The 18,517-nt window shown below is 65.1% G+C and carries 17 protein-coding genes; 12 read left to right on the forward strand and 5 right to left on the reverse strand.

Annotated features, from left to right (window positions below):
* Positions 1-179: 179 nt before the first annotated feature.
* The 9 genes from J6525_RS14220 to J6525_RS14260 all read left to right on the forward strand — a co-directional run bounded on the left by J6525_RS14220 (position 180) and on the right by J6525_RS14260 (position 9,611).
* Positions 180-1,169, forward strand: a complete 990-nt coding sequence (locus tag J6525_RS14220) for a sulfate ABC transporter substrate-binding protein (RefSeq protein WP_225645140.1) — start codon at positions 180-182, stop codon at positions 1,167-1,169.
* 50 nt (positions 1,170-1,219) lie between these two features.
* Positions 1,220-2,026, forward strand: coding sequence for a sulfate ABC transporter permease subunit CysT (cysT, locus tag J6525_RS14225; RefSeq protein ID WP_092086688.1), 807 nt, complete (start codon positions 1,220-1,222; stop codon positions 2,024-2,026).
* Positions 2,027-2,035: 9 nt separating this feature from the next.
* Positions 2,036-2,998, forward strand: coding sequence for a sulfate ABC transporter permease subunit CysW (gene cysW / locus J6525_RS14230; protein WP_376708510.1), 963 nt, complete (start codon positions 2,036-2,038; stop codon positions 2,996-2,998).
* On the forward strand, positions 2,988-4,037 hold the full coding sequence (locus tag J6525_RS14235) for a sulfate/molybdate ABC transporter ATP-binding protein (RefSeq protein ID WP_028342240.1): 1,050 nt from the start codon (positions 2,988-2,990) through the stop codon (positions 4,035-4,037). Before cysW ends, J6525_RS14235 begins: the two co-directional genes overlap by 11 nt.
* Before the next feature lie 199 nt (positions 4,038-4,236).
* Complete coding sequence (locus J6525_RS14240) at positions 4,237-4,734, forward strand: CAP domain-containing protein (RefSeq protein WP_028334729.1); 498 nt, start codon at positions 4,237-4,239, stop codon at positions 4,732-4,734.
* 106 nt (positions 4,735-4,840) lie between these two features.
* Entirely contained in the window at positions 4,841-6,010 is a 1,170-nt protein-coding gene (locus J6525_RS14245; RefSeq protein ID WP_092086525.1) for a DUF3734 domain-containing protein, read from the forward strand.
* A gap of 12 nt (positions 6,011-6,022) precedes the next feature.
* Entirely contained in the window at positions 6,023-6,811 is a 789-nt protein-coding gene (locus tag J6525_RS14250; RefSeq protein WP_137476689.1) for a 3-hydroxybutyrate dehydrogenase, read from the forward strand.
* 202 nt (positions 6,812-7,013) lie between these two features.
* Positions 7,014-8,405, forward strand: a complete 1,392-nt coding sequence (locus J6525_RS14255) for an FAD-binding oxidoreductase (RefSeq protein WP_225645142.1) — start codon at positions 7,014-7,016, stop codon at positions 8,403-8,405.
* Positions 8,406-8,429: 24 nt separating this feature from the next.
* Complete coding sequence (locus J6525_RS14260; RefSeq protein ID WP_225645144.1) at positions 8,430-9,611, forward strand: MFS transporter; 1,182 nt, start codon at positions 8,430-8,432, stop codon at positions 9,609-9,611.
* Positions 9,612-9,695: 84 nt separating this feature from the next.
* Here J6525_RS14260 and J6525_RS14265 read toward each other — a convergent pair whose 3' ends face one another.
* Together J6525_RS14265 and J6525_RS14270 are read right to left on the reverse strand one after the other, a co-directional pair.
* Positions 9,696-11,078 (reverse strand): oligosaccharide flippase family protein, encoded by a 1,383-nt coding sequence (locus J6525_RS14265; protein ID WP_092086513.1) that lies wholly within the window; start codon positions 11,076-11,078, stop codon positions 9,696-9,698.
* 189 nt (positions 11,079-11,267) lie between these two features.
* On the reverse strand, positions 11,268-12,107 hold the full coding sequence (locus tag J6525_RS14270) for a protein-disulfide reductase DsbD domain-containing protein (RefSeq protein WP_092086510.1): 840 nt from the start codon (positions 12,105-12,107) through the stop codon (positions 11,268-11,270).
* 136 nt (positions 12,108-12,243) lie between these two features.
* Between J6525_RS14270 and J6525_RS14275 the strand changes: the two genes are divergently transcribed.
* Complete coding sequence (locus J6525_RS14275) at positions 12,244-12,903, forward strand: YqgE/AlgH family protein (RefSeq protein ID WP_076824945.1); 660 nt, start codon at positions 12,244-12,246, stop codon at positions 12,901-12,903.
* Between the two features lie 223 nt (positions 12,904-13,126).
* Here the strand turns inward: J6525_RS14275 and J6525_RS14280 are convergent, their stop codons facing one another.
* Together J6525_RS14280 and J6525_RS14285 are read right to left on the reverse strand one after the other, a co-directional pair.
* Complete coding sequence (locus J6525_RS14280) at positions 13,127-14,014, reverse strand: TauD/TfdA dioxygenase family protein (protein WP_225645149.1); 888 nt, start codon at positions 14,012-14,014, stop codon at positions 13,127-13,129.
* 101 nt (positions 14,015-14,115) lie between these two features.
* On the reverse strand, positions 14,116-14,895 hold the full coding sequence (locus J6525_RS14285; RefSeq protein WP_225645150.1) for an SDR family NAD(P)-dependent oxidoreductase: 780 nt from the start codon (positions 14,893-14,895) through the stop codon (positions 14,116-14,118).
* 181 nt (positions 14,896-15,076) lie between these two features.
* Between J6525_RS14285 and J6525_RS14290 the strand changes: the two genes are divergently transcribed.
* Both J6525_RS14290 and J6525_RS14295 read left to right on the forward strand, forming a co-directional pair.
* Positions 15,077-15,811 (forward strand): SDR family NAD(P)-dependent oxidoreductase, encoded by a 735-nt coding sequence (locus tag J6525_RS14290; protein ID WP_225645152.1) that lies wholly within the window; start codon positions 15,077-15,079, stop codon positions 15,809-15,811.
* A gap of 59 nt (positions 15,812-15,870) precedes the next feature.
* Complete coding sequence (locus J6525_RS14295) at positions 15,871-16,248, forward strand: CsbD family protein (protein ID WP_050387227.1); 378 nt, start codon at positions 15,871-15,873, stop codon at positions 16,246-16,248.
* A gap of 237 nt (positions 16,249-16,485) precedes the next feature.
* On the opposite strand, the gene J6525_RS14300 is transcribed toward J6525_RS14295, so the two are convergent.
* Positions 16,486-18,192: an SGNH/GDSL hydrolase family protein gene (locus J6525_RS14300; protein ID WP_076825226.1), complete on the reverse strand. Its 1,707-nt coding sequence runs from the start codon at positions 18,190-18,192 to the stop codon at positions 16,486-16,488.
* Positions 18,193-18,517 lie beyond the last annotated feature (325 nt).

The following is an 18,517-nucleotide window of genomic DNA, read 5'->3' on the forward strand; positions in this document are numbered from 1 at the left end:
GATGACGGTTCATTGCGGTTTGGCGACGCGACAAAGCCTTCGCAGTGCCGCGACTTCGTAGCACAAGCGCGCTGCGCCGCCGAAAACAAAGAAAACCGGTTTCGTTGACTTAAGACCACTTCGCCGTGAGTTATGTCTTGCGTGTTCCCTGACATTTCTCAGGTTGAATGGAGAGCGAAATGATCCGTCGTATCCTGCCGCTGGTCGCGGGACTGTTGTGGGCGAGCTCGGCCTTCGCGGCCGACTATTCGCTGTTGAACGTGTCCTACGATCCGACCCGCGAGCTCTATGTCGATTTCAACAAGGCGTTCGCCGCGGCCTATCAGAAGGAAACCGGCAAGAGCGTCGAGATCAAGCAGTCGCATGGCGGCTCCGGCTCGCAGGCGCGCTCGGTGATCGACGGATTGCAGGCCGATGTCGTCACGCTGGCGCTCGCCTATGACATCGATGCGATCGCGGGCAAGGGCCTGATCGCGGCCGACTGGCAGAAGCGGCTGCCGCTCAACGCCTCGCCCTACACCTCGACCATCGTGTTCCTGGTGCGCAAGGGCAATCCCAAGGGCATCAAGGATTGGGACGATTTGATTAAACCCGGCGTCAGCGTCATCACGCCGAACCCGAAGACCTCGGGCGGCGCGCGCTGGAATTATCTCGCCGCCTGGGGCTATGCGCAGAAGAAGTTCGGCTCGACCGACAAGGCGAAGAAGTTCGTCGCCGATCTCTATCAGAACGTGCCGGTGCTCGACACCGGCGCGCGCGGCTCGACCGTGACCTTCGTCGAGCGCGGCGTCGGCGACGTGCTGCTTGCGTGGGAGAACGAAGCCTTTCTGGCGCTTCGCGAATTCGGCGCGGACAAGTTCGAGATCGTGGCCCCGGCGCAGTCGATCCTCGCCGAGCCGCCGGTCGCCGTGGTCGACAAGGTCGCCGACAAGAAGGGGACCCGCGCCGTGGCCGAGGCCTATCTGAAGTACTGGTACACCAAGGAAGGCCAGGAGATCGCCGCGCGCAATTCCTACCGGCCGCGCGATCCCGAGATCGCCAAGGAGTACGAAAAATCCTTCGCCAAGGTTGAACTTTTCACCATCGACGACGTTTTCGGTGGTTGGACCAAGGCCCAGAAGGAGCACTTCGCCGAGGGCGGCATCTTCGATCAGATCTACAAGAACTGATCGGATTATCAGGGGGATATGTGAGCACAGCGGTTGCACGGCGCAGTACCCTGCCGGGGTTCGGTCTCACCATGGGACTGACCCTGACATGGCTCTCCGTTATCATCCTGATTCCGCTAGCCGCGCTGTTCCTCAAGACGTTCGAACTGAGCCTCGACCAGTTCTGGGCCATCATCACCAGCCGCCGCACCCTGAATGCCCTGAAGATTTCGTTTGGGCTTTCGTTTGCGGCCGCCTGCGTCAATCTGGTGATGGGCACCGTCATCGTCTGGGCGCTGGTGCGCTACCGTTTTCCGGGCCGGCGGCTGTTCGACGCCATCGTCGATATTCCGTTTGCCTTGCCGACGGCGGTCGCCGGCGTCGCGCTGACGCAGCTGTTCGCGCAGAAGGGCTGGCTCGGCGCGCCGCTCGCCGAGCTCGGCATCAAGGTCGCGTTCACGCCGATCGGCATCTTCATCGCGATGATCTTCATCGGCATTCCGTTCGTGGTGCGCACGGTGCAGCCGGTGCTGATCGATCTCGATCCCGAGATCGAGGAAGCGGCGGCGAGCCTGGGCGCCAATCGCTGGCACACGGTGTTTCGCGTCATCCTGCCGAGCTTGATTCCGGCGCTGCTCACCGGCTTCGCGCTGGCCTTCGCCCGCGCCATCGGTGAATACGGCTCGGTGATCTTCATCGCCGGCAATCTGCCCAATGTCTCCGAGATCGCGCCGCTGTTGATCGTAATCCGGCTGTCCGAATTTCGTTATGCCGATGCCACCGCGATTGCGGTCGTGATGCTGGTGGCCTCGTTCCTGATCATCTTCCTGATCAACCGGCTGCAGCGCTGGGCGCAAGCCCGCATCCCCGTGCATTGAGGTCTTGCGATGTCGATGCAGACGGGATTAGTGACCTCGACCACGCAACTGCGGACCTACGCACCCGCGACCGAAGTCAGCGTGGCGGCGCCGGCGCCGCGGCTCGAGATCGCGCGCGCGGAGCCGGGGACGGCGCAGCGCAATTTGCGCACCGAGCCCGGCCCGATCCGCTTCATCATCATCGCGCTCGCGATCGCCTTCCTCAGCATCTTCGTCGTGCTGCCGCTGGTCGTGGTGTTTGCGTCGGCCTTCTCGAAAGGTGTCGTCGCCTATTTCGCGGCGCTGGCGGAGCCTGAGGCGCTCGCCGCCATCAAGCTGACGCTGTTGATCGCCGCGATCTCGGTCACGCTCAATCTCGTGTTCGGCGTGATCGCGGCCTGGGCGATCTCGAAGTTCGAATTCACCGGCAAGACCTTCCTGATCACGCTGATCGACCTGCCGTTCTCGGTCTCGCCGGTGATTTCGGGCCTGGTCTTCGTGCTGCTGTTCGGCGCACAGGGCTATTTCGGGCCGTGGCTGCAGGCGCATAACGTCCACATCCTATTCGCAGTGCCCGGCATCGCGCTGGCGACGATCTTCGTCACCTTCCCCTTCGTGGCGCGCGCGCTGATCCCACTGATGCAGGAGCAGGGCACCCAGGAAGAGGAAGCCGCGATCTCGCTCGGCGCCTCCGGCCTGCAGACCTTCTTCCGCGTCACGCTGCCCAACATCAAATGGGGCCTGCTGTACGGCGTCCTGCTCTGCAACGCGCGCGCGATGGGCGAGTTCGGCGCGGTGTCGGTCGTCTCCGGCCACATCCGCGGCGAGACCAACACGATGCCGCTGCTGGTCGAAATTCTTTACAACGAATACCAGTTCGTCGCCTCGTTCGCGATCGCGTCGCTGCTCGCGATGCTGGCGCTGATCACCCTGGTGGCGAAAACCGTTCTCGAACGGCGGCTCGACGAGGCAGAGGTGCCCGATGGCGATTGAAGTCAAGAATATCGTAAAGACGTTCGGCAGCTTTGCCGCGCTCGACAATGTCGACCTCAAGGTCGCCGACGGGGAGTTGCTGGCGCTGCTCGGTCCGTCCGGTTCCGGCAAAACGACGCTGCTGCGCATCATCGCGGGCCTGGACTGGCCTGACTCGGGCGAGGTCGCGATCGACGGCGAGAATGCGCTCTCGCGCGGCGCCAGCGAGCGCCAGGTCGGCTTCGTGTTCCAGCACTATGCGCTATTCCGCCACATGACGGTGTTCGAGAACGTCGCCTTCGGCCTGCGCGTGCAGCCGCGCGCGATCCGCAAGGACGAAGCGACGATCCGCGCCCGCGTGAAGGAATTGCTCGACCTGGTGCAGCTCGATTGGCTGGCCAACCGCTATCCCAGCCAATTGTCCGGCGGCCAGCGCCAGCGCATCGCGCTGGCGCGCGCGCTCGCGATCGAGCCGCGGATCCTCTTGCTCGACGAGCCGTTCGGCGCGCTCGATGCCAAGGTGCGCAAGGAGCTCAGGCAATGGCTGCGCTCGCTACACAACGAGATCCACGTCACCTCGATCTTCGTCACCCATGACCAGGAAGAAGCGCTCGAGGTCGCCAACCGCGTCGTAGTGATGGACAAGGGCAAGATCGAGCAGATCGGCTCGCCCGGCGAGGTCTATGACAATCCGGCGACCGCCTTCGTGCACGGCTTCATCGGCGAATCCATCGTGCTGCCGGTCGACGTCGCCGGCGATGCGGTGCGGCTGGACGGCCGTCCCCTGAACATTCCGGCTTTGGGCGCGGCGTCGGGCGCGGCAAAACTGTTCGTCCGCCGCCACGACATGGCGGTCGGCCCGGCCGGAACCGGCGCCCTGGAAGGCGCCATCCGGCACGTCCGTTCGTTCGGTCCGATCCAGCGCGCCGAGGTGGCCCTGTCGGGGAGCGAGGGCAAGACCGTGATCGAGATCGACGCCCCCCGCGACCGCGAGCTCCAGGCCGGCGAAATCGTCTCCCTGCAGCCCCGCCGCTACCGGATCTTTGCCGCCCAGGAGTAGGCATCCGGGCGACGGTTCCTGACCACATCCACCGTCATTCCGGGGCGGTCCGTAGGACCGAGCCCGGAATCTCGAGATTCCGGGCTCGCTTCGCGCCCCGGAATGACGGCATTTCGCAGCCAAAAGTTAGCCCCTGTTCACCATTCAGCCACGGTTGGTATGCAACAACGGCGGGCCAATCTTTGGGGGTTTTCTTACAGTGAAACGGACGACGGTCGCCCTGTTCGGGCTTCTGCTGCTTGCCGGCTGCGGCACGGACACCAAAATCCCGGAAGAACCGACCATGTATCTCAACATGGCCCAACCCGGCGCTGTCCTGGATAGCCAGGCGGCCGCGATCATGTTTTCGCAGTATCGCCAGAACAATGGCCTTGGCACCGTCGTGGTGGATCCGGACCTGACCAAGCTCGCCGAGCAGCAGTCGCAGGCGATGGCCGCCCGCAACAAGATGGACCATGACGTAAAGGCCCCGCTCGGCAAGCGGCTGCAGGCCGGAGGCTATCCCGCCACCGTCGCGGTCGAGAACATCTCGGCCGGCTATCACACGCTCGCGGAAGCCTTTTCGGGCTGGCGCGATTCACCGCCGCACAAGGCCAATATGCTGAAGAGCGGTGTCACAAAAATGGGCATCGCCGCCGTCTATGCTCCCAACACCAAGTACAAGGTGTTCTGGACGCTCATTTTGGCGGCAACCTGATCTCGATAAATTCCGCGTGATCTAACCCCATAATCTCGCTGATTGACGCCGCGGCGAACTGTCGCCACGGTTGCGGCTCAAGTCGTTTTTGAGCGAACGGTTACGAATGGATACTTCCGACACCGCGCCTGCCTCGACGCCGGCGCAAGCGCAGCGCGTGCTGGTTCTTCAGGGCGGCGGCGCGCTCGGCTCCTATCAGGCTGGCGCCTTTCAGGCGCTCTGCCACGCAGGCTTCGAGCCGGAATGGATCGCCGGCATCTCGATCGGCGCCATCAACGCCGCGATCATCGCCGGCAACGAGCCGGCCGAGCGCGTGCCGCGGCTGAAGGAATTCTGGGAGATGGTGTCGGCGCCGGTGCCGTGGAATCCGGTCTCGAAGCATGAACGCGCCCGCTCGCTGTTCAACGAGACCAGCGCCGCCATCATCGCGACCTTCGGCGTGCCCGGCTTCTTCACGCCGCGGATTCCGCCGGCGCCGCTGTGGCCGCCCGGCAGCTCGCAATCGCTGAGCTATTACGACACCGGGCCCCTGAAGAAGACGCTGGAGCGCCTCGTTGATTTCGACCGCATCAACGATCTGAAGACGCGCCTGTCGGTCGGCGCGGTCAGCGTCACCTCGGGCAATTTCCGCTATTTCGACAATTACGAGTTCAGGAAGCTCGGCAAGAAGATAGGCCCCGAGCACATCATGGCCTCGGGCGCGCTGCCGCCGGGCTTTCCGTCCGTCGTCATCGAGGGCGAGCATTATTGGGACGGCGGCATCGCCTCCAACACCCCGCTCGACTTCGTGCTCGACGAGGAGGTCAACCGTGATCTGCTGATCTTCCAGGTCGATCTGTTCAGCGCGCGCGGGCCGTTGCCGGAGACGTTGCTGGAGGCCGCCGAGCGCGAGAAGGACATCCGCTATTCCAGCCGGACGCGGATGAACACCGACAAGAACCGGCAGATCCACAACGCCCGCATGGCGGTACGCGACCTGATCGGCAAGCTGCCCGATTACCTGAAGAACGATCCGTCGGTCGAGCTGCTGCGCAAGGCGTCCAAGGAGAACACCGTCACGGTGGTTCACCTGATCTACAAGAGCAAGAACTACGAGAGCTCCTCGAAGGACTACGACTTCTCCCATGTTGCGATGGTCGAGCACTGGGGCGCTGGCGTCCGCGACGTGCATTTGTCGATGCGTCACAAAGAATGGCTAGAACGGCCGCAGTCCGGGGAGACCATGGTGACTTACGACCTCACGGGGGATGAACCCACACCCCCCGCAAGCAAATAGGAGCGACCGACAATGGGTACGTTGACAGGCAAGACCGCCGTTGTGACCGGCTCGACCAGCGGCATCGGATTGGCGATCGCGCGCGCCTTCGCGGGCGCCGGCGCCAATATCGTTCTCAACGGCATGGGCGTTCCGGCCGACATCGAGAAGGAGCGTTCCGGCATCGAGACCGACTTCAAGGTCAAGGCCGTGCATTCGCCGGCCGACATGACCAAGCCGGCCGAGATCGCCGACATGATTGCGCTCGGCGAGAAGACTTTTGGTTCGGTCGATATCCTCGTCAACAACGCCGGCATCCAGTTCGTTGCGCCGATCGAGGAATTCCCGCCGGAGAAGTGGGAAGCGATCATCGCGATCAATCTGTCGTCCGCGTTCTACGGCATCCGCGCCGCGGTGCCCGGCATGAAGAAGCGCGGCTGGGGCCGCATCATCAACACCGCCTCGGCGCACTCGCTGGTCGCTTCGCCGTTCAAGTCGGCCTATGTCTCGGCCAAGCACGGCATCGCCGGCCTCACCAAGACGGTGGCGCTGGAGCTCGCGCAGCACAAGATCACCTGCAACTGCATCAGCCCGGGCTATGTCTGGACCCCGCTGGTCGAGCACCAGATCCCGGAGACCATGAAGGCGCGCAACATGACCAAGGAGCAGGTCATCAAGGACGTGCTGCTCGCCGCGCAGCCGACCAAGGAGTTCGTGACCTCCGATCAGGTCGCGGCGCTTGCGCTGTTCCTGTGCAGCGACGATGCCGCGCAGATCACCGGCTCCAACTACTCGATCGACGGCGGCTGGACCGCGGAGTAATTTTTCCGGCGGGATTTGGCGGCCTAGGAAACAAGCCGGCCCTGATTGGATCAGGGCCGGCTTTTGTTTTGAGGCTGCAAGCGTCGCCATCGCCTGCAGCCATCGCTTTGGCGAAATTTTGCAACTTTTTCCGATCGGATTCAGGACGATTTGGCGCGCCGTGGGATGATGGCATGGGCATTCCTGGCGAGGAGCAAATCGCATGGAGCAGCGGCAGGCATATGACGAGGTGATGGGTAAATCGCATTCCGAACTTCGGTCGACCTTCCAGCTACGGTTCAAGGGCCAAGTGGTCCTCGCCGGGAGCGCCGGTTACGACGAGGCGCGCAAGGTCTGGAACGGCGCCGTCGACAGGCGGCCGGCCATGATCGCCTACTGCGCGGATACCCGGGACGTGGTCGAGGCGGTGACATTCGCGAGGTCTCGCACGTTCCCGTTGGCCGTTCGCAGCGGAGGCCACAATGTCGCCGGCCTCTCGGTCTGTGACGGCGGCATGGTCATCGACCTGTCGCGGATGAAACGCATCGATGTCGATGCGGTCCGGCGCACCGCGCGCGCGGAAGCCGGCCTCGATCTCGGCGAATTCGATCGTGCCACGCAGGCGCACGGCCTGGCGACCACCATGGGGGTCAACAGCGACACCGGCATCGCCGGGCTCACGCTTGGCGGCGGCTTCGGCAAGCTCGGGCGAAAATACGGGTTGACCTGCGACAACCTGATTGCCGCCGAAGTGGTGACAGCCGAGGGACAGGTCTTGAGGGCCAGCGCGACCGAACACCCCGACCTGCTCTGGGGTTTGAAAGGAGGCGGCGGCAATTTCGGCATCGTGACTGCGTTCGAATACCAGTTGCATGCGATTGGCACGTCGTTGCCCGTCGCGTCGACGCTTTATCCTTACGATCAGGCGCGCGAGGCCATGCAGTTCTACGACGAATTCGCCCGCAACGCTGCCGATGAGATCAACGTCGATGCGGCCCTTGTGACGCTGCCGTCGGGCGACCGGTTCTTCAATATCTCCGGTTGTTATGTCGGCTCGCATCATGACGGTGAGCGCGCCCTTTCGCCGATCGTCAAGTTCGGCTCGCCCGTCGAGACGCGCCTGGCAACCGTTCCCTATCTCGAGATTCAGTCAGGCGGCGATGCCCTGTTTCCGCGGGGACGTCGCTATTACTGGAAGGCGCAATTCCTGCGCGAGATCGGTGCCGGCGCGATCGACGCGCTGCTCGACGCCTATGCGAGAGCCCCCAACACCGCGTCCTTGCTGGTTCTCCAGCATGTCGGCGGCGCAATTGCACGGGTTCCGGTATCGAGCTCGCCTTACGCAAACCGTGATGCGGCGTTCGACTGTTTTCCCGTGGCGATCTGGGACGATCCAGCCGGTGACGAGGCGAACATGCGTTGGGCGCGCGAGCTGTGGAGTGCCGTCAGGCCCTATTCGACCGGCGGTGTCTATGCCAACAACCTGGGGGACGAGGGCGAAGACCGGGTGCGCGACGCCTATGGCGAAAATTACGCACGTCTTGTCGCGCTCAAGAACAAGTACGATCCGACGAATTTCTTCCGCCTGAACCAGAACATCAAGCCGACGACATAGTTCTGGGCATCGGAGAAAATCCAAATGCGAAGCCGCTGGACCATTCTTGCTGCTCTCTTCGTCGCTCGTGCCACCATCGCCTTTCAGTTTCAGAGCGTCGCGGCCATCGCGCCACAGCTCAGCCAGGGTCTGGGCGCGAGCCTGGCCGATATCGGGGTTCTGATCGGGCTCTACTTTGCGCCGGGCGCCTTGCTTGCCCTGCCTGGCGGCGCGATCGGGCGCCGCTATGGCGACAAGGTGGTGGTCCTTGCCGGTCTCCTGATGATGCTGGCGGGCGAACTGCTGATGACCACGTCAACGTCGTGGAGCGTGCAGATCGCGGGCCGACTGACTGCCGGCATCGGCGGCGTCCTCCTGAACGTTCTGATGACCAAGATGGTCGCGGACTGGTTCGCCGGCCGGGAAATCGCCACCGCGATGGCTATTTTCATCAACTCGTGGCCGGCCGGCATCGCAGTCGCTCTCATGCTGTTGCCGGCAATCGGAGCCACGCTCGGGCTCCATGCCGTCAATCTTGCCGTCGCCGGGGTGATCCTGATCGGTCTCGGCCTCATCGCTCTGGGTTATCGCGCGCCGGATGTGGCCGTCGCGGTTGAAGGCGAGCGCAGCAGCCTGACCGCCGACACGATCTGCGCCGTGATTGCCGCCGGCCTGATCTGGTGTCTCTACAACATCGGTTTTGCGATGATCTTCAGTTTCGGTCCATCGATGCTGGTCGAGCAAGGCTGGTCCGGCGCCGCAGCCGGATCAACCATCAGTATCGTGCTCTGGCTCGCCGCCCTTTCGGTGCCGTTGGGCGGCTTCCTCGCCGATCGGACCAAGCGCGGCGAGGTCATCCTGGTCACGGGCTGCATCGCCTTCGCGCTCCTGACACTGCTTCTGTCGCGCAGCGGCACGGTGCTTCCCGTCGTCATTGCTCTTGGAATCCTCTGCGGCCTGCCTGCCGGTCCGATCATGAGCCTGCCTGCGCGCGTGCTCGAGCAGAAGACGCGGCCGATCGGAATGGGAATATTCTACACCGTCTTTTACGCCGGCATGCTGGCTGGACCTGCGATCGGAGGAAAGCTCTCCACCACGGTCGGCTCCGCGAGCGCGGCGCTCGACTTCGGCGCCGCCATGCTCCTGGCTTGCCCGGCCGTTCTGTGGTTCTTCCGCCGTATGGTTGCTGGCCACGATTGGCAGCAGGCGGACGTCAGGCGCGCCTGACAGGCGCAAGGCTGAACGCGGTCAGGCAGGTTTTCCAGTCCGGCGGCGGTCATGCCATCGCATGATGCCGCGCTCGGCGGAATGCTATGACGCCGGCCGCCGCTTGCCGAACGCCAGCACGTGCAGCCCGAGGCGCGAGCGCACCACATAGAACAAGAGGATCGTCTCGAAGGTCAGCGACAGCGAGGTCGAGGCGGCGGCGCCCATGCCGCCGTAGCGGGGGACGAGGGCGATGCAGAGCCCGACATTCATCAGGAACGACACCGCATAGGCGGTCGCGCAGATGCTCTGGTGGCCGAGCATGTTCAACAGCCGCTCCACCGGCCCGATCGCCGAGCGCACCACGAGGCCGATCGCGGCGACGAACATGATGCTGTAGCCGTCGACGAATTTCGGGCCGAACAGCCACAGCAGCGGCTTGCCAAACGCCAGCAGGGCGACGGTCGCGAGCAGCGAGGGCCAGAACGTCCAGCTGATGGCGTGTGCGACGTAGGCCGACAGCCGGTCCTTGTCGCCGAGCGCGTTGTATTCGGCGAAGCGGTGCGCCGTGGTCGCCGCCATCGCGTAGTGCACGAACGACACCAGCGCCAGCGTCTTCACCACGGCGAAATAGATGCCGACCTCCTCGGACGAGCGGAATTGCTGCAGCATCAGCACGTCGGTGTAGCCGAGCAGCAGATAGAAGCTCTCGACCAGCATGATCGGCAGCGAGATCGCGAACCAGCCCTTGATGTCGTAGGTCTTCTCGCCCACCCCGAGATGGGCAGTGAGGCGGCGGTTGAGCACGACCATCTGGCCGATCGCCGCGATGTACACCGCGGCCGCGCTCGCGATCATCGCCGCGGTGGCGCCGAGATTGAGGCCGAGCGCCAACGCGCCGGCGGTCAGCGCAATGATCAGCCCCTGCCGCACGATGAACTGCGGCATCAGGCCGAGCTGCATCCAGTCATGCGCGCGGGAGATGCCGTCCTGGGTGTTGGCGACGACGAAGGGCGGCAACGTCAGGCAGCCGATATAGAGCGGAAGCACCGCGTTGGGATCGATCCAGGGCGAGGCGAGGTGGATCACGCCGGCGAGCAGCAGCGCGACCATGCTGGACGTCGCCAGCACCACCCAGCGGCCGCCGGAGAGGAAGCCGCGCAGCGCCGCGAGGTCGCCGCGCGCGCGATATTCAGGAATGATCTTCTGGGCGGAGGGCGCGATGCCGAAATCCATGGTGCTGCCGAGCAGCAGCACCCAGGTCCAGACATAGACATAGATGCCGTAATCCGAGCCGCTCATCCAGCGCGCCAGCAGAATCTGCGCGAGATAGGCGATGGCGGCGCTGATGACGCGGATGGCGAAGATCATGCCGGCGAGGCGCTTGGTGACCGACGCCTCGTTGGTGCCGCCGAGCGCGCGCGCTGCGAGGCCGCGCAGGCGTGCGGCCCGGCCCAATGGCGCAGAGGTTGCCGATTGTGTCTCCATCACAGCCAAGGCGGAAAATTCCTAAAGCGCCGCGTGGCGGCAATGGCCTCCAATCTATCAACGAAACGTTAAGATTGGGTTCGGCGACGCACCCCTTCGGGGTCGTCCCGGGGCAGTGCGAAGCACTGAACCCGGGAGCTCGAGATTCCGGGTTCGATGCGCTGCTTCACCCCGGAATGACCCTACGGCTCAATTCAAATTGATATTGAATTCGTAGCTTTTGTCGCCGCCGACCAGCGTCAGCTTCAGCGCGGCGCCGTCGGCCTTGGCGCCGGGCGGCAGGCCGTCGAGCTCGAAAGAGAAGCGCTTCACGCCCGGCGGCGCCTGCGCAACGAGCTTGGGCACCGGCAGCGCCCAGTCGGGCGTCGGCCCCTCGACGAACAGGCTGAGGTCGCGGCTCTCGGGCGCGCTGACATCGACCAGCACATTGTTCTTGCCGTCGCGCTTGACGTCGCGGATCGAAAACGGGATCGGGTCGCCGATATTGGCGGGCTTCGGCACCGCGTTGAGCGCTTCCGAAAGCGCGGCGTCCTCGGTCGAGGCGACGCTGGCGAACGCCAGCTCGGCCTTCGCCTCCACCGGAACGCACAGCTTCTCGCACACCGCGTAGTTGATGTCGGCGCGCAGCACCAGCGGTTTGTCGGGATTCTTCGCCACGATGCGCAGCGGCAGCACCACCTGGTGCTTGTAGCCGAGCGAGGTGCCGCCGGCGCCGTCGTCGAATTGCCGCGGCGCCGGCCACATCACGGTGACCGCCTCGACGTTATCCGACCTGGAGAAATCGAACCGCGGCGGCACGCCGGAGTCGCCGGGCGTCCGCCAATAGGTCTTCCAGCCGTCCTGCAACTGGAACGCAATGCCGCCAAGCAGCACTGCGCCGCTGCGCGATCCGGCGAGCAGCCGCACCGCCGAATGCGTGTCCTGTTGCCACGGCGAGGCGTCGTCGGCGCGGACCTCCGTTGCCATAGATGCGACGGAAAACAGGGCGGCAACGCCAAATGCGGCACGCAAGGGAACTATGACGATCATGAGACGTCTTTACCCGCAACTTTCGGTGCAAACCATTGAATTGCTTGTGATGCATCGCCGCACGGCGGTCGATGGTTGATTGACAGAACCGCCACCCGATATCAGGATGCCAAATCAGCAGGAAAGGCCTTTGCGGATGCGCCCTGAAGGCAAAACAGGCAAGACTCGCAAAACCGCCGCCGGCAGAAGCCCGGCCGTCGGTGCCCATGCCGCCGAAGGCGGCTATCTCGACGGCCAGATGCTGATCGCGATGCCTGTCATGAACGACCCGCGCTTCGAACGCTCCGTGATCTACATGTGTGCGCATTCCTCCGAGGGCGCGATGGGCATCATCGTCAACCGTCCCGCCGGCAGCATCGATTTCCCCGGGCTGCTGGTGCAGCTCGACATCATCGAGAAGTCGGACCAGATCCAGCTGCCCGAGAATGCCGAGATGATGAAGGTGATGAAGGGCGGGCCGGTCGACACCGGCCGCGGCTTCGTGCTGCATTCCAGCGACTTCTACATTCAGGATGCGACGCTGAACATCGACGACGGCATCTCGCTCACCGCGACCGTCGATATCCTGAAAGCGATCGCAAAGGGCGCCGGGCCGAAGCACGCGATCCTCGCGCTCGGCTATGCCGGCTGGGCGCCGGGCCAACTCGAGAACGAGATCCAGCACAATGGCTGGCTGCATTGCGACGCCGATCCGGAATTGATCTTCGGTACCGACGTCGACGAGAAATACGCGCGCGCCTTGCGCAAGATCGGCATCGAGGCCGGCATGCTGTCGAACGACGCGGGCCACGCGTAGGCCGCGCTGACGTCGTCGACGATTTGTCCACATTCACGGTGTCGTCCCCCGAAAGCAGGGACCCATAACCACCGTATGCAGTTGCGGCACCGCGCTGGGGCCACAGCGTCGCGCAACAACGGCGCTCCGTGGTTATGGGTGGTCGCGCTTACGCTTGCCCGGGACGACAGCTGCGGGTTTGACTACGACAGCGGTGGTTTGGCTACGACAGCGTTCGCGACCGCTACTCCGCCGCTTCCTGCGCGACCGTCGGCTGGGTGCCCGCGACCGTGGCGCGGCGCATGTCGCGGGGCTGCGACTGGTCGTAGCGGCGGACGCGGTGCACGGTCTGGCGGTTGTCCCACATCACGAGGTCATGCACCGTCCATTTGTGCACATAGACGAATTCGGGCTGCGTCGCGTGCTCGGTCAGATCGCGCAGCAGCAGCCGCGCCTCCGGCATGCTCATGCCCCTGATGGCGCCGGCGTGCGAGGACAGATACAGCGACTTGCGGCCATGCACCGGATGCGTCCGCACCAGGCGCTGCAGCACCGGCTTGAACATCTGCTTCTCCTCGTCGGTGTAGTCGAGGAAGCCGAGCGAGCCGCGCGAATACATCAGCGAGTGCTCGCAGATCATGTCCTCGATCTCGGCCTTGGTCTCGTCGTCGAGCGCGTCATAGGCGGCGCGCATGTCGGCGAATTCGGTGTTGCCGCCCTTCGGGTTCACCACGCGCGCCGACAGCAGCGAGAATTTCGCCGGGATCGGCCGGAACGAACTGTCGGAATGCCACAGGCAGTTGCCGAGGTTGAACAGATGGGTGCGATGGTCCTTCGGCAGCGGCTTGCCGTCCTTGCCGAGGTTGCTGACGTCGTTCAGCCCGGAGGCGAGGCGGTAGTCCTGCTTCTTTGTCACCGTGCCGCCGCGCGCATCTTCGCGCTCGCCGAAATTCAGCGCGAATGCCATCTGCTGCTCGTCGGAGATGTCCTGGCCGTGGAACACGAGCACGGCGTATCTGTCCATGCCGGCCTCGATGTCGATCGCTTCCTGCTTCGTCAGCGGCTTGCGCAGATCGACGCCGGAAACTTCGCCGACGAAATGCTTGTGAAGCTGCCGGATCAGGACCGTCATTGGCGTATCTCCCCGTCTGTCGCGGGCGGTTGTCCCGCTTCGTTTGACGAGAAGGCTACTCGCCGCGCGCGCGCTGTCAACGCTCGCGGGCCGTGCGCGGGTCAGGCATTCCGCGCCATCAACCCGCCGTCGACCGGAATCACCGCGCCGGTCAGGAACGACGCCGCGGGCAGGCACAGGCTCAGCGTCATGTGCGCGACCTCTTCCGGATCGCCGTAACGGGCGAGCGCGGTGCGGCGCTTGGCGTAGAGCGTCTTGTGCTCCTCGGAGATGCGGTCGGTGATGGCGGTGCGGATCGGGCCCGGGCAAATGCAGTTCACGGTGATGCCTTCGCGTCCCAGCTCCACCGCGAGCGAGCGGGTCAGGCTGGTGACGCCGCCCTTGGCCGCGGAGTAGGGGCTGTGCAGCGCGGTCGCGCCGAGCGCCTCGGTGGAGGCGATGTTGACGATGCGCGGCGAGCGTGACTTGCGCAGGTATGGCAGTGCCCCGCGGATGATGCGCGGATGCGCCGTCAGCATCACCGCGATGCCCTTGGCCCAAGCGTCCTCGTACGCGGGATCGTCGATCGGCACCCGCACCGAGATGCCGGCATTGTTGACGATGATGTCGAGCCCGCCGAAATGCGCGGCGGCGTCGTTGACGACTTTGGTGATGGCGTCGCGATCGCCGACGTCGAGCGTCCAGGCCTTCGCCGAGCCGCCGCTTGCCGAAATCTCCTTCGCCACCGTCTGCGTGCCTTCTTCAGTCAGGTCGGTGACCGCGACATTGGCGCCTTCATCGGCAAACACCCGCGCGGTGGCGCGGCCCATGCCGCTGGCGGCGCCGGTGACGAGAACGGTGAGGCCCTTCACCGAACGGCTGAGCTGCTTGTATTCGGACATGACGGACCCCCCGTTGATTTTCCGCGTTGTGAGAGACGGCAACGCTGGCACCGATCGCAAGATACGTCAAACCACTGATCCCATATCGGCATGCGCGCAGCGCGTTAACGCAAGTTTCCCGGTTGGCTTTCCGAGAAGGATCATGCTCAATCAAGACAACAGCACGAGAGAGGAACGCGCGATGAACGAGCTCGATTTCGGCGGCAAGCAAGTATTGGTGGTCGGCGGCTCCAGCGGCATCGGCAACGGCATCGCGCAGGCGTTCCGCGCCAAGGGCGCGCGCGTCGCGATCTGCGGCACCCGTGCGCAGGCCAGCGACTATTCCACCGAAGAGGGCTCGCATCTCGAGGGCCTCGCCTACGCGCAGCTCGATGTCAGCAACCCGCAGGCAATCGAGGCCTTCAAGCCGTCGTTCGACCAGCTCGACGTGCTGGTGCTGGCGCAGGGCGCGGTGATTTACCGCCGCGGGGAATTCGAGATGGAGGGCTTTCGCAAGGTGCTCGAGGTCAACCTGATAAGCCTGATGGCCTGCGCGACCAAATTCCAGCCGATGCTGAGCGCAGCTAAGGGCTCGCTGATCATCGTGAGCTCGACCGCGGCCTATCATTCCACCATGGGGAATCCGGCCTACAACGCCTCGAAGACCGGCGCCGTCGGGCTGACGCGCACGCTCGGCGAGGCCTGGGCGGAGAACGGCATCCGGGTCAACGGCATTGCGCCCGGCCTCGTCGACACCAAGATGACCAAGGCGACGACGGCCAATCCGAAGCGTCTCGAAGGCGCGCTCGAGCGCATTCCGCTGAAGCGTCTCGGCACGCCCGCCGACATGGCCGGCGCCGCGCTGTTCCTGGCCTCTCCGCTCGCCTCCTACATCGTCGGCCAGACCATCGTCGTCGACGGTGGGCTGATCCTGTAACCGCAGGAACCTGCGCGCCGTTTCCCGGTTAGCTCCCGGACAGATCAGGGAGCGTGACGATGGACAAGGATCGGATTTTCGGAACGGCGAAGGAGTTCGCGGGCAAGGCCGAAGGTGCTGTCGGCGACGCGACCGGCGATGCGCAGACCCAGGCCTCGGGCCGCGCGCGCGAAGCCGCGGGCTCGGTGCAGGATCTCTACGGCCAGGCCAAGGACGCCGCGCGCGACGCCGCCGACACCGCGGTCAACTACGCCAAGGATGCCTATGAGCATCGCGGCGAGACCGTTCGCAGCGGACAGAAGGCGATGGCGCATGCGGTGCAGGAGAACCCGCTGGGATCGCTGCTGATCGCCGGCGGCATCGGCTTTGCGCTCGCGCTCCTGATGACGCGCCAGCCGCGCCGCCCGCCGCCGTCGCGCTGGCGCTATTACGGTTGAGCCACACGACGAAATCGTAGGGCAGGTTGGCGATAGCGTAACCCGCCCTCTCGCCGCGCACGCAACATCAGCGGGTTACGGCTTCCGCCTGACTTGCAAACCCACCTGTCGTCATTGCGAGGAGCGAAGCGACGAAGCAATCCATGTGTCCGCGCGTGCGGATCGATGGATTGCTTCGCTTTGCTCGCAATGACGGAGCCTACCCGTTTCGTCGTCTGAAGAGCCTGGCAGAAATCCTTACTGCCACGGACTCCCCGGCACCGCGGCCCGCTGTCCGACACCGCGCGGCGGGCGCGGCGGCGGAGCGACCAGCGGGCGCTGCTGCGGCGCGCCGAACCCGAACAGATCGCGCAGCCAGGGCTGTGTCTGCGGCTGCTGTTGCGGCTGGGCCTGGGTCTGAGCCGGACGGAACACGCGCCTTGGCGGCTTGGGCGCGGTGATGATCGAGCCGTCGGGCGCGATCGCCGTGGTCGAGGGCGGCGGATTGGCCGGTCCGCCCGCCGGCGCGGCCGGCGTGGTCGCGGCAACCGGCACATCGCCCTTGGCTTGCTCGCGGCCCATCTCGCGGCGCGGCCAGACGAAATCATCGGCGCGGCCGGCGGGCGGCGCCAGCGCCTCGCCCTTCACCAGCGTGCGCGCGGCGAGCGCATCGACGGCGGCGGGCCGCGAGCCCGGTCCGCCGAGCAATTGATCGGTGCCGACGGTGGAGGCGACCAGCGGCAGCACCGGGCCCGCCAACGGCCGCGGCGCGGGCTTGCCGGGCTCGGCGCTGGTATCCGGCGTCGCCGGTTCGCTGGGCAGCGCGATCGGCCCGGAGCGCACCGCGAGCAGGCGCGTCACCTCGCGCTCGACATAATGCGCGAGCTTGCGCGCGCCGGCCTTGGTGAAGAACACGCCGTCATCGGTACGCAGCTTGCGGGGCTGGCCTTCGAAATCCGGACCCTTCTGCATGAAGCGGCCGGCCTCGTCGACAAAGCCGTCCCAGACGTCGACATAGGTGATGCCGGCCTTGCCGGCGCCGTCGCGATAGAGCGCGTCGAGGAACAACATGTCCGACGTGCCCTTCTGGCCGCGGATCGCGGGCAGGCCGACCCACAGCACCGGCACGCCCTTGCTCTTCAGCACGTTGATCAACTCCTCGATCTTCTTGCCGTAGAGCTCGACCCAGCGGTCGTCGCGGAATTCATAGAGGCCGTTGGGCGAGCGCGCGGTCTTTTCCGGCGCGGCCTGCGAGTCATTGTCGGCGTCGTCGGCCGGCGGCTCGGCCTCGACCGGCTTGCCATCAGTTTTGGCGGCGGCATCGGGCTTGTCGCCCGGCTTGGCCTCGGGCTTGCCGCGCGCGTCCTTTTTCTCGTCCTTCTTGTCGACCTTCTTCTCCACGACAGATTCGCGGATCGCGGTGCGGTCGTTGAGGCCGAGCATCACGACAATAGCGTCGGGGTTCTCGGTGGCGAGAATGCCCTTCGCGGCCGCGGCCCAATCCGCCGGATCGCCCTTGGGCTGATAGCGGATCAGGCCGGAGACCGTCTTGTGCTTGCGGATCACGCCCATGTCGGGCTGGTCGGAATAGGCATCTTCCAGGCCATAGCCGAGCCAGTCGGCCATGGCGTCGCCGATGACGAGCACGTTGCGCTCGGCGGCCGCCTCGCGCTTGGCCGGTGCCGGAGCGCGCGAGAAATCCTCGCGCGGCCGCTGCGGCTGCGATGATTGCGGTTGCTGCTGCTGGAACGGCGCGAAGAAATCGCCGCCGAACCAGCCGCCGCCGCCGTGCTGCGGCGGAGCGCGGCGCTGTGGTTGCGGCGGTCCGCCACCAAAGCCGGGGAAGCCGAAGAATTGCGCCGAGGCGGGCTGGGCGATGCCGATCAACAGCGCAAGCGCCACCGTAAGCGCGACCAGCGGACCGGCTTCGGTGAATATGCGCAAAAAGGACTTTGGCTCTCGCATCGCGTTCGGTCGCAAATGATCTGGAAGTACGTGAGCATACTAGCGGAATCGGGCCGCAAGCGGGCAGCTTTTCCACCATAAATCGGGTGCCTCCGGCCGCCGTCAAGGCAGGCGGCAAATATCGGATTTCACGGTTACTTTTGGGGTGGAGGGCCCAGCCGTCGCGGCGACGGAACCGTGCCCCCTCTCCCGCTTGCGGGAGGGGCAAGAGCCGTAGCCCGGATGCAGCAAAGCGTAATCCGGGACCAGACCAGCCGCACGGCGAGAACCCCGGCTTTCGCTGCGCTGCATCCGGGCTACGGGCGGCAGCCCTGCGGCTTCAGCC

Origin of the sequence: Bradyrhizobium australafricanum, assembly GCF_020329495.1 — a bacterium.
GTDB classification, from domain to species: Bacteria; Pseudomonadota; Alphaproteobacteria; order Rhizobiales; family Xanthobacteraceae; genus Bradyrhizobium; species Bradyrhizobium australafricanum.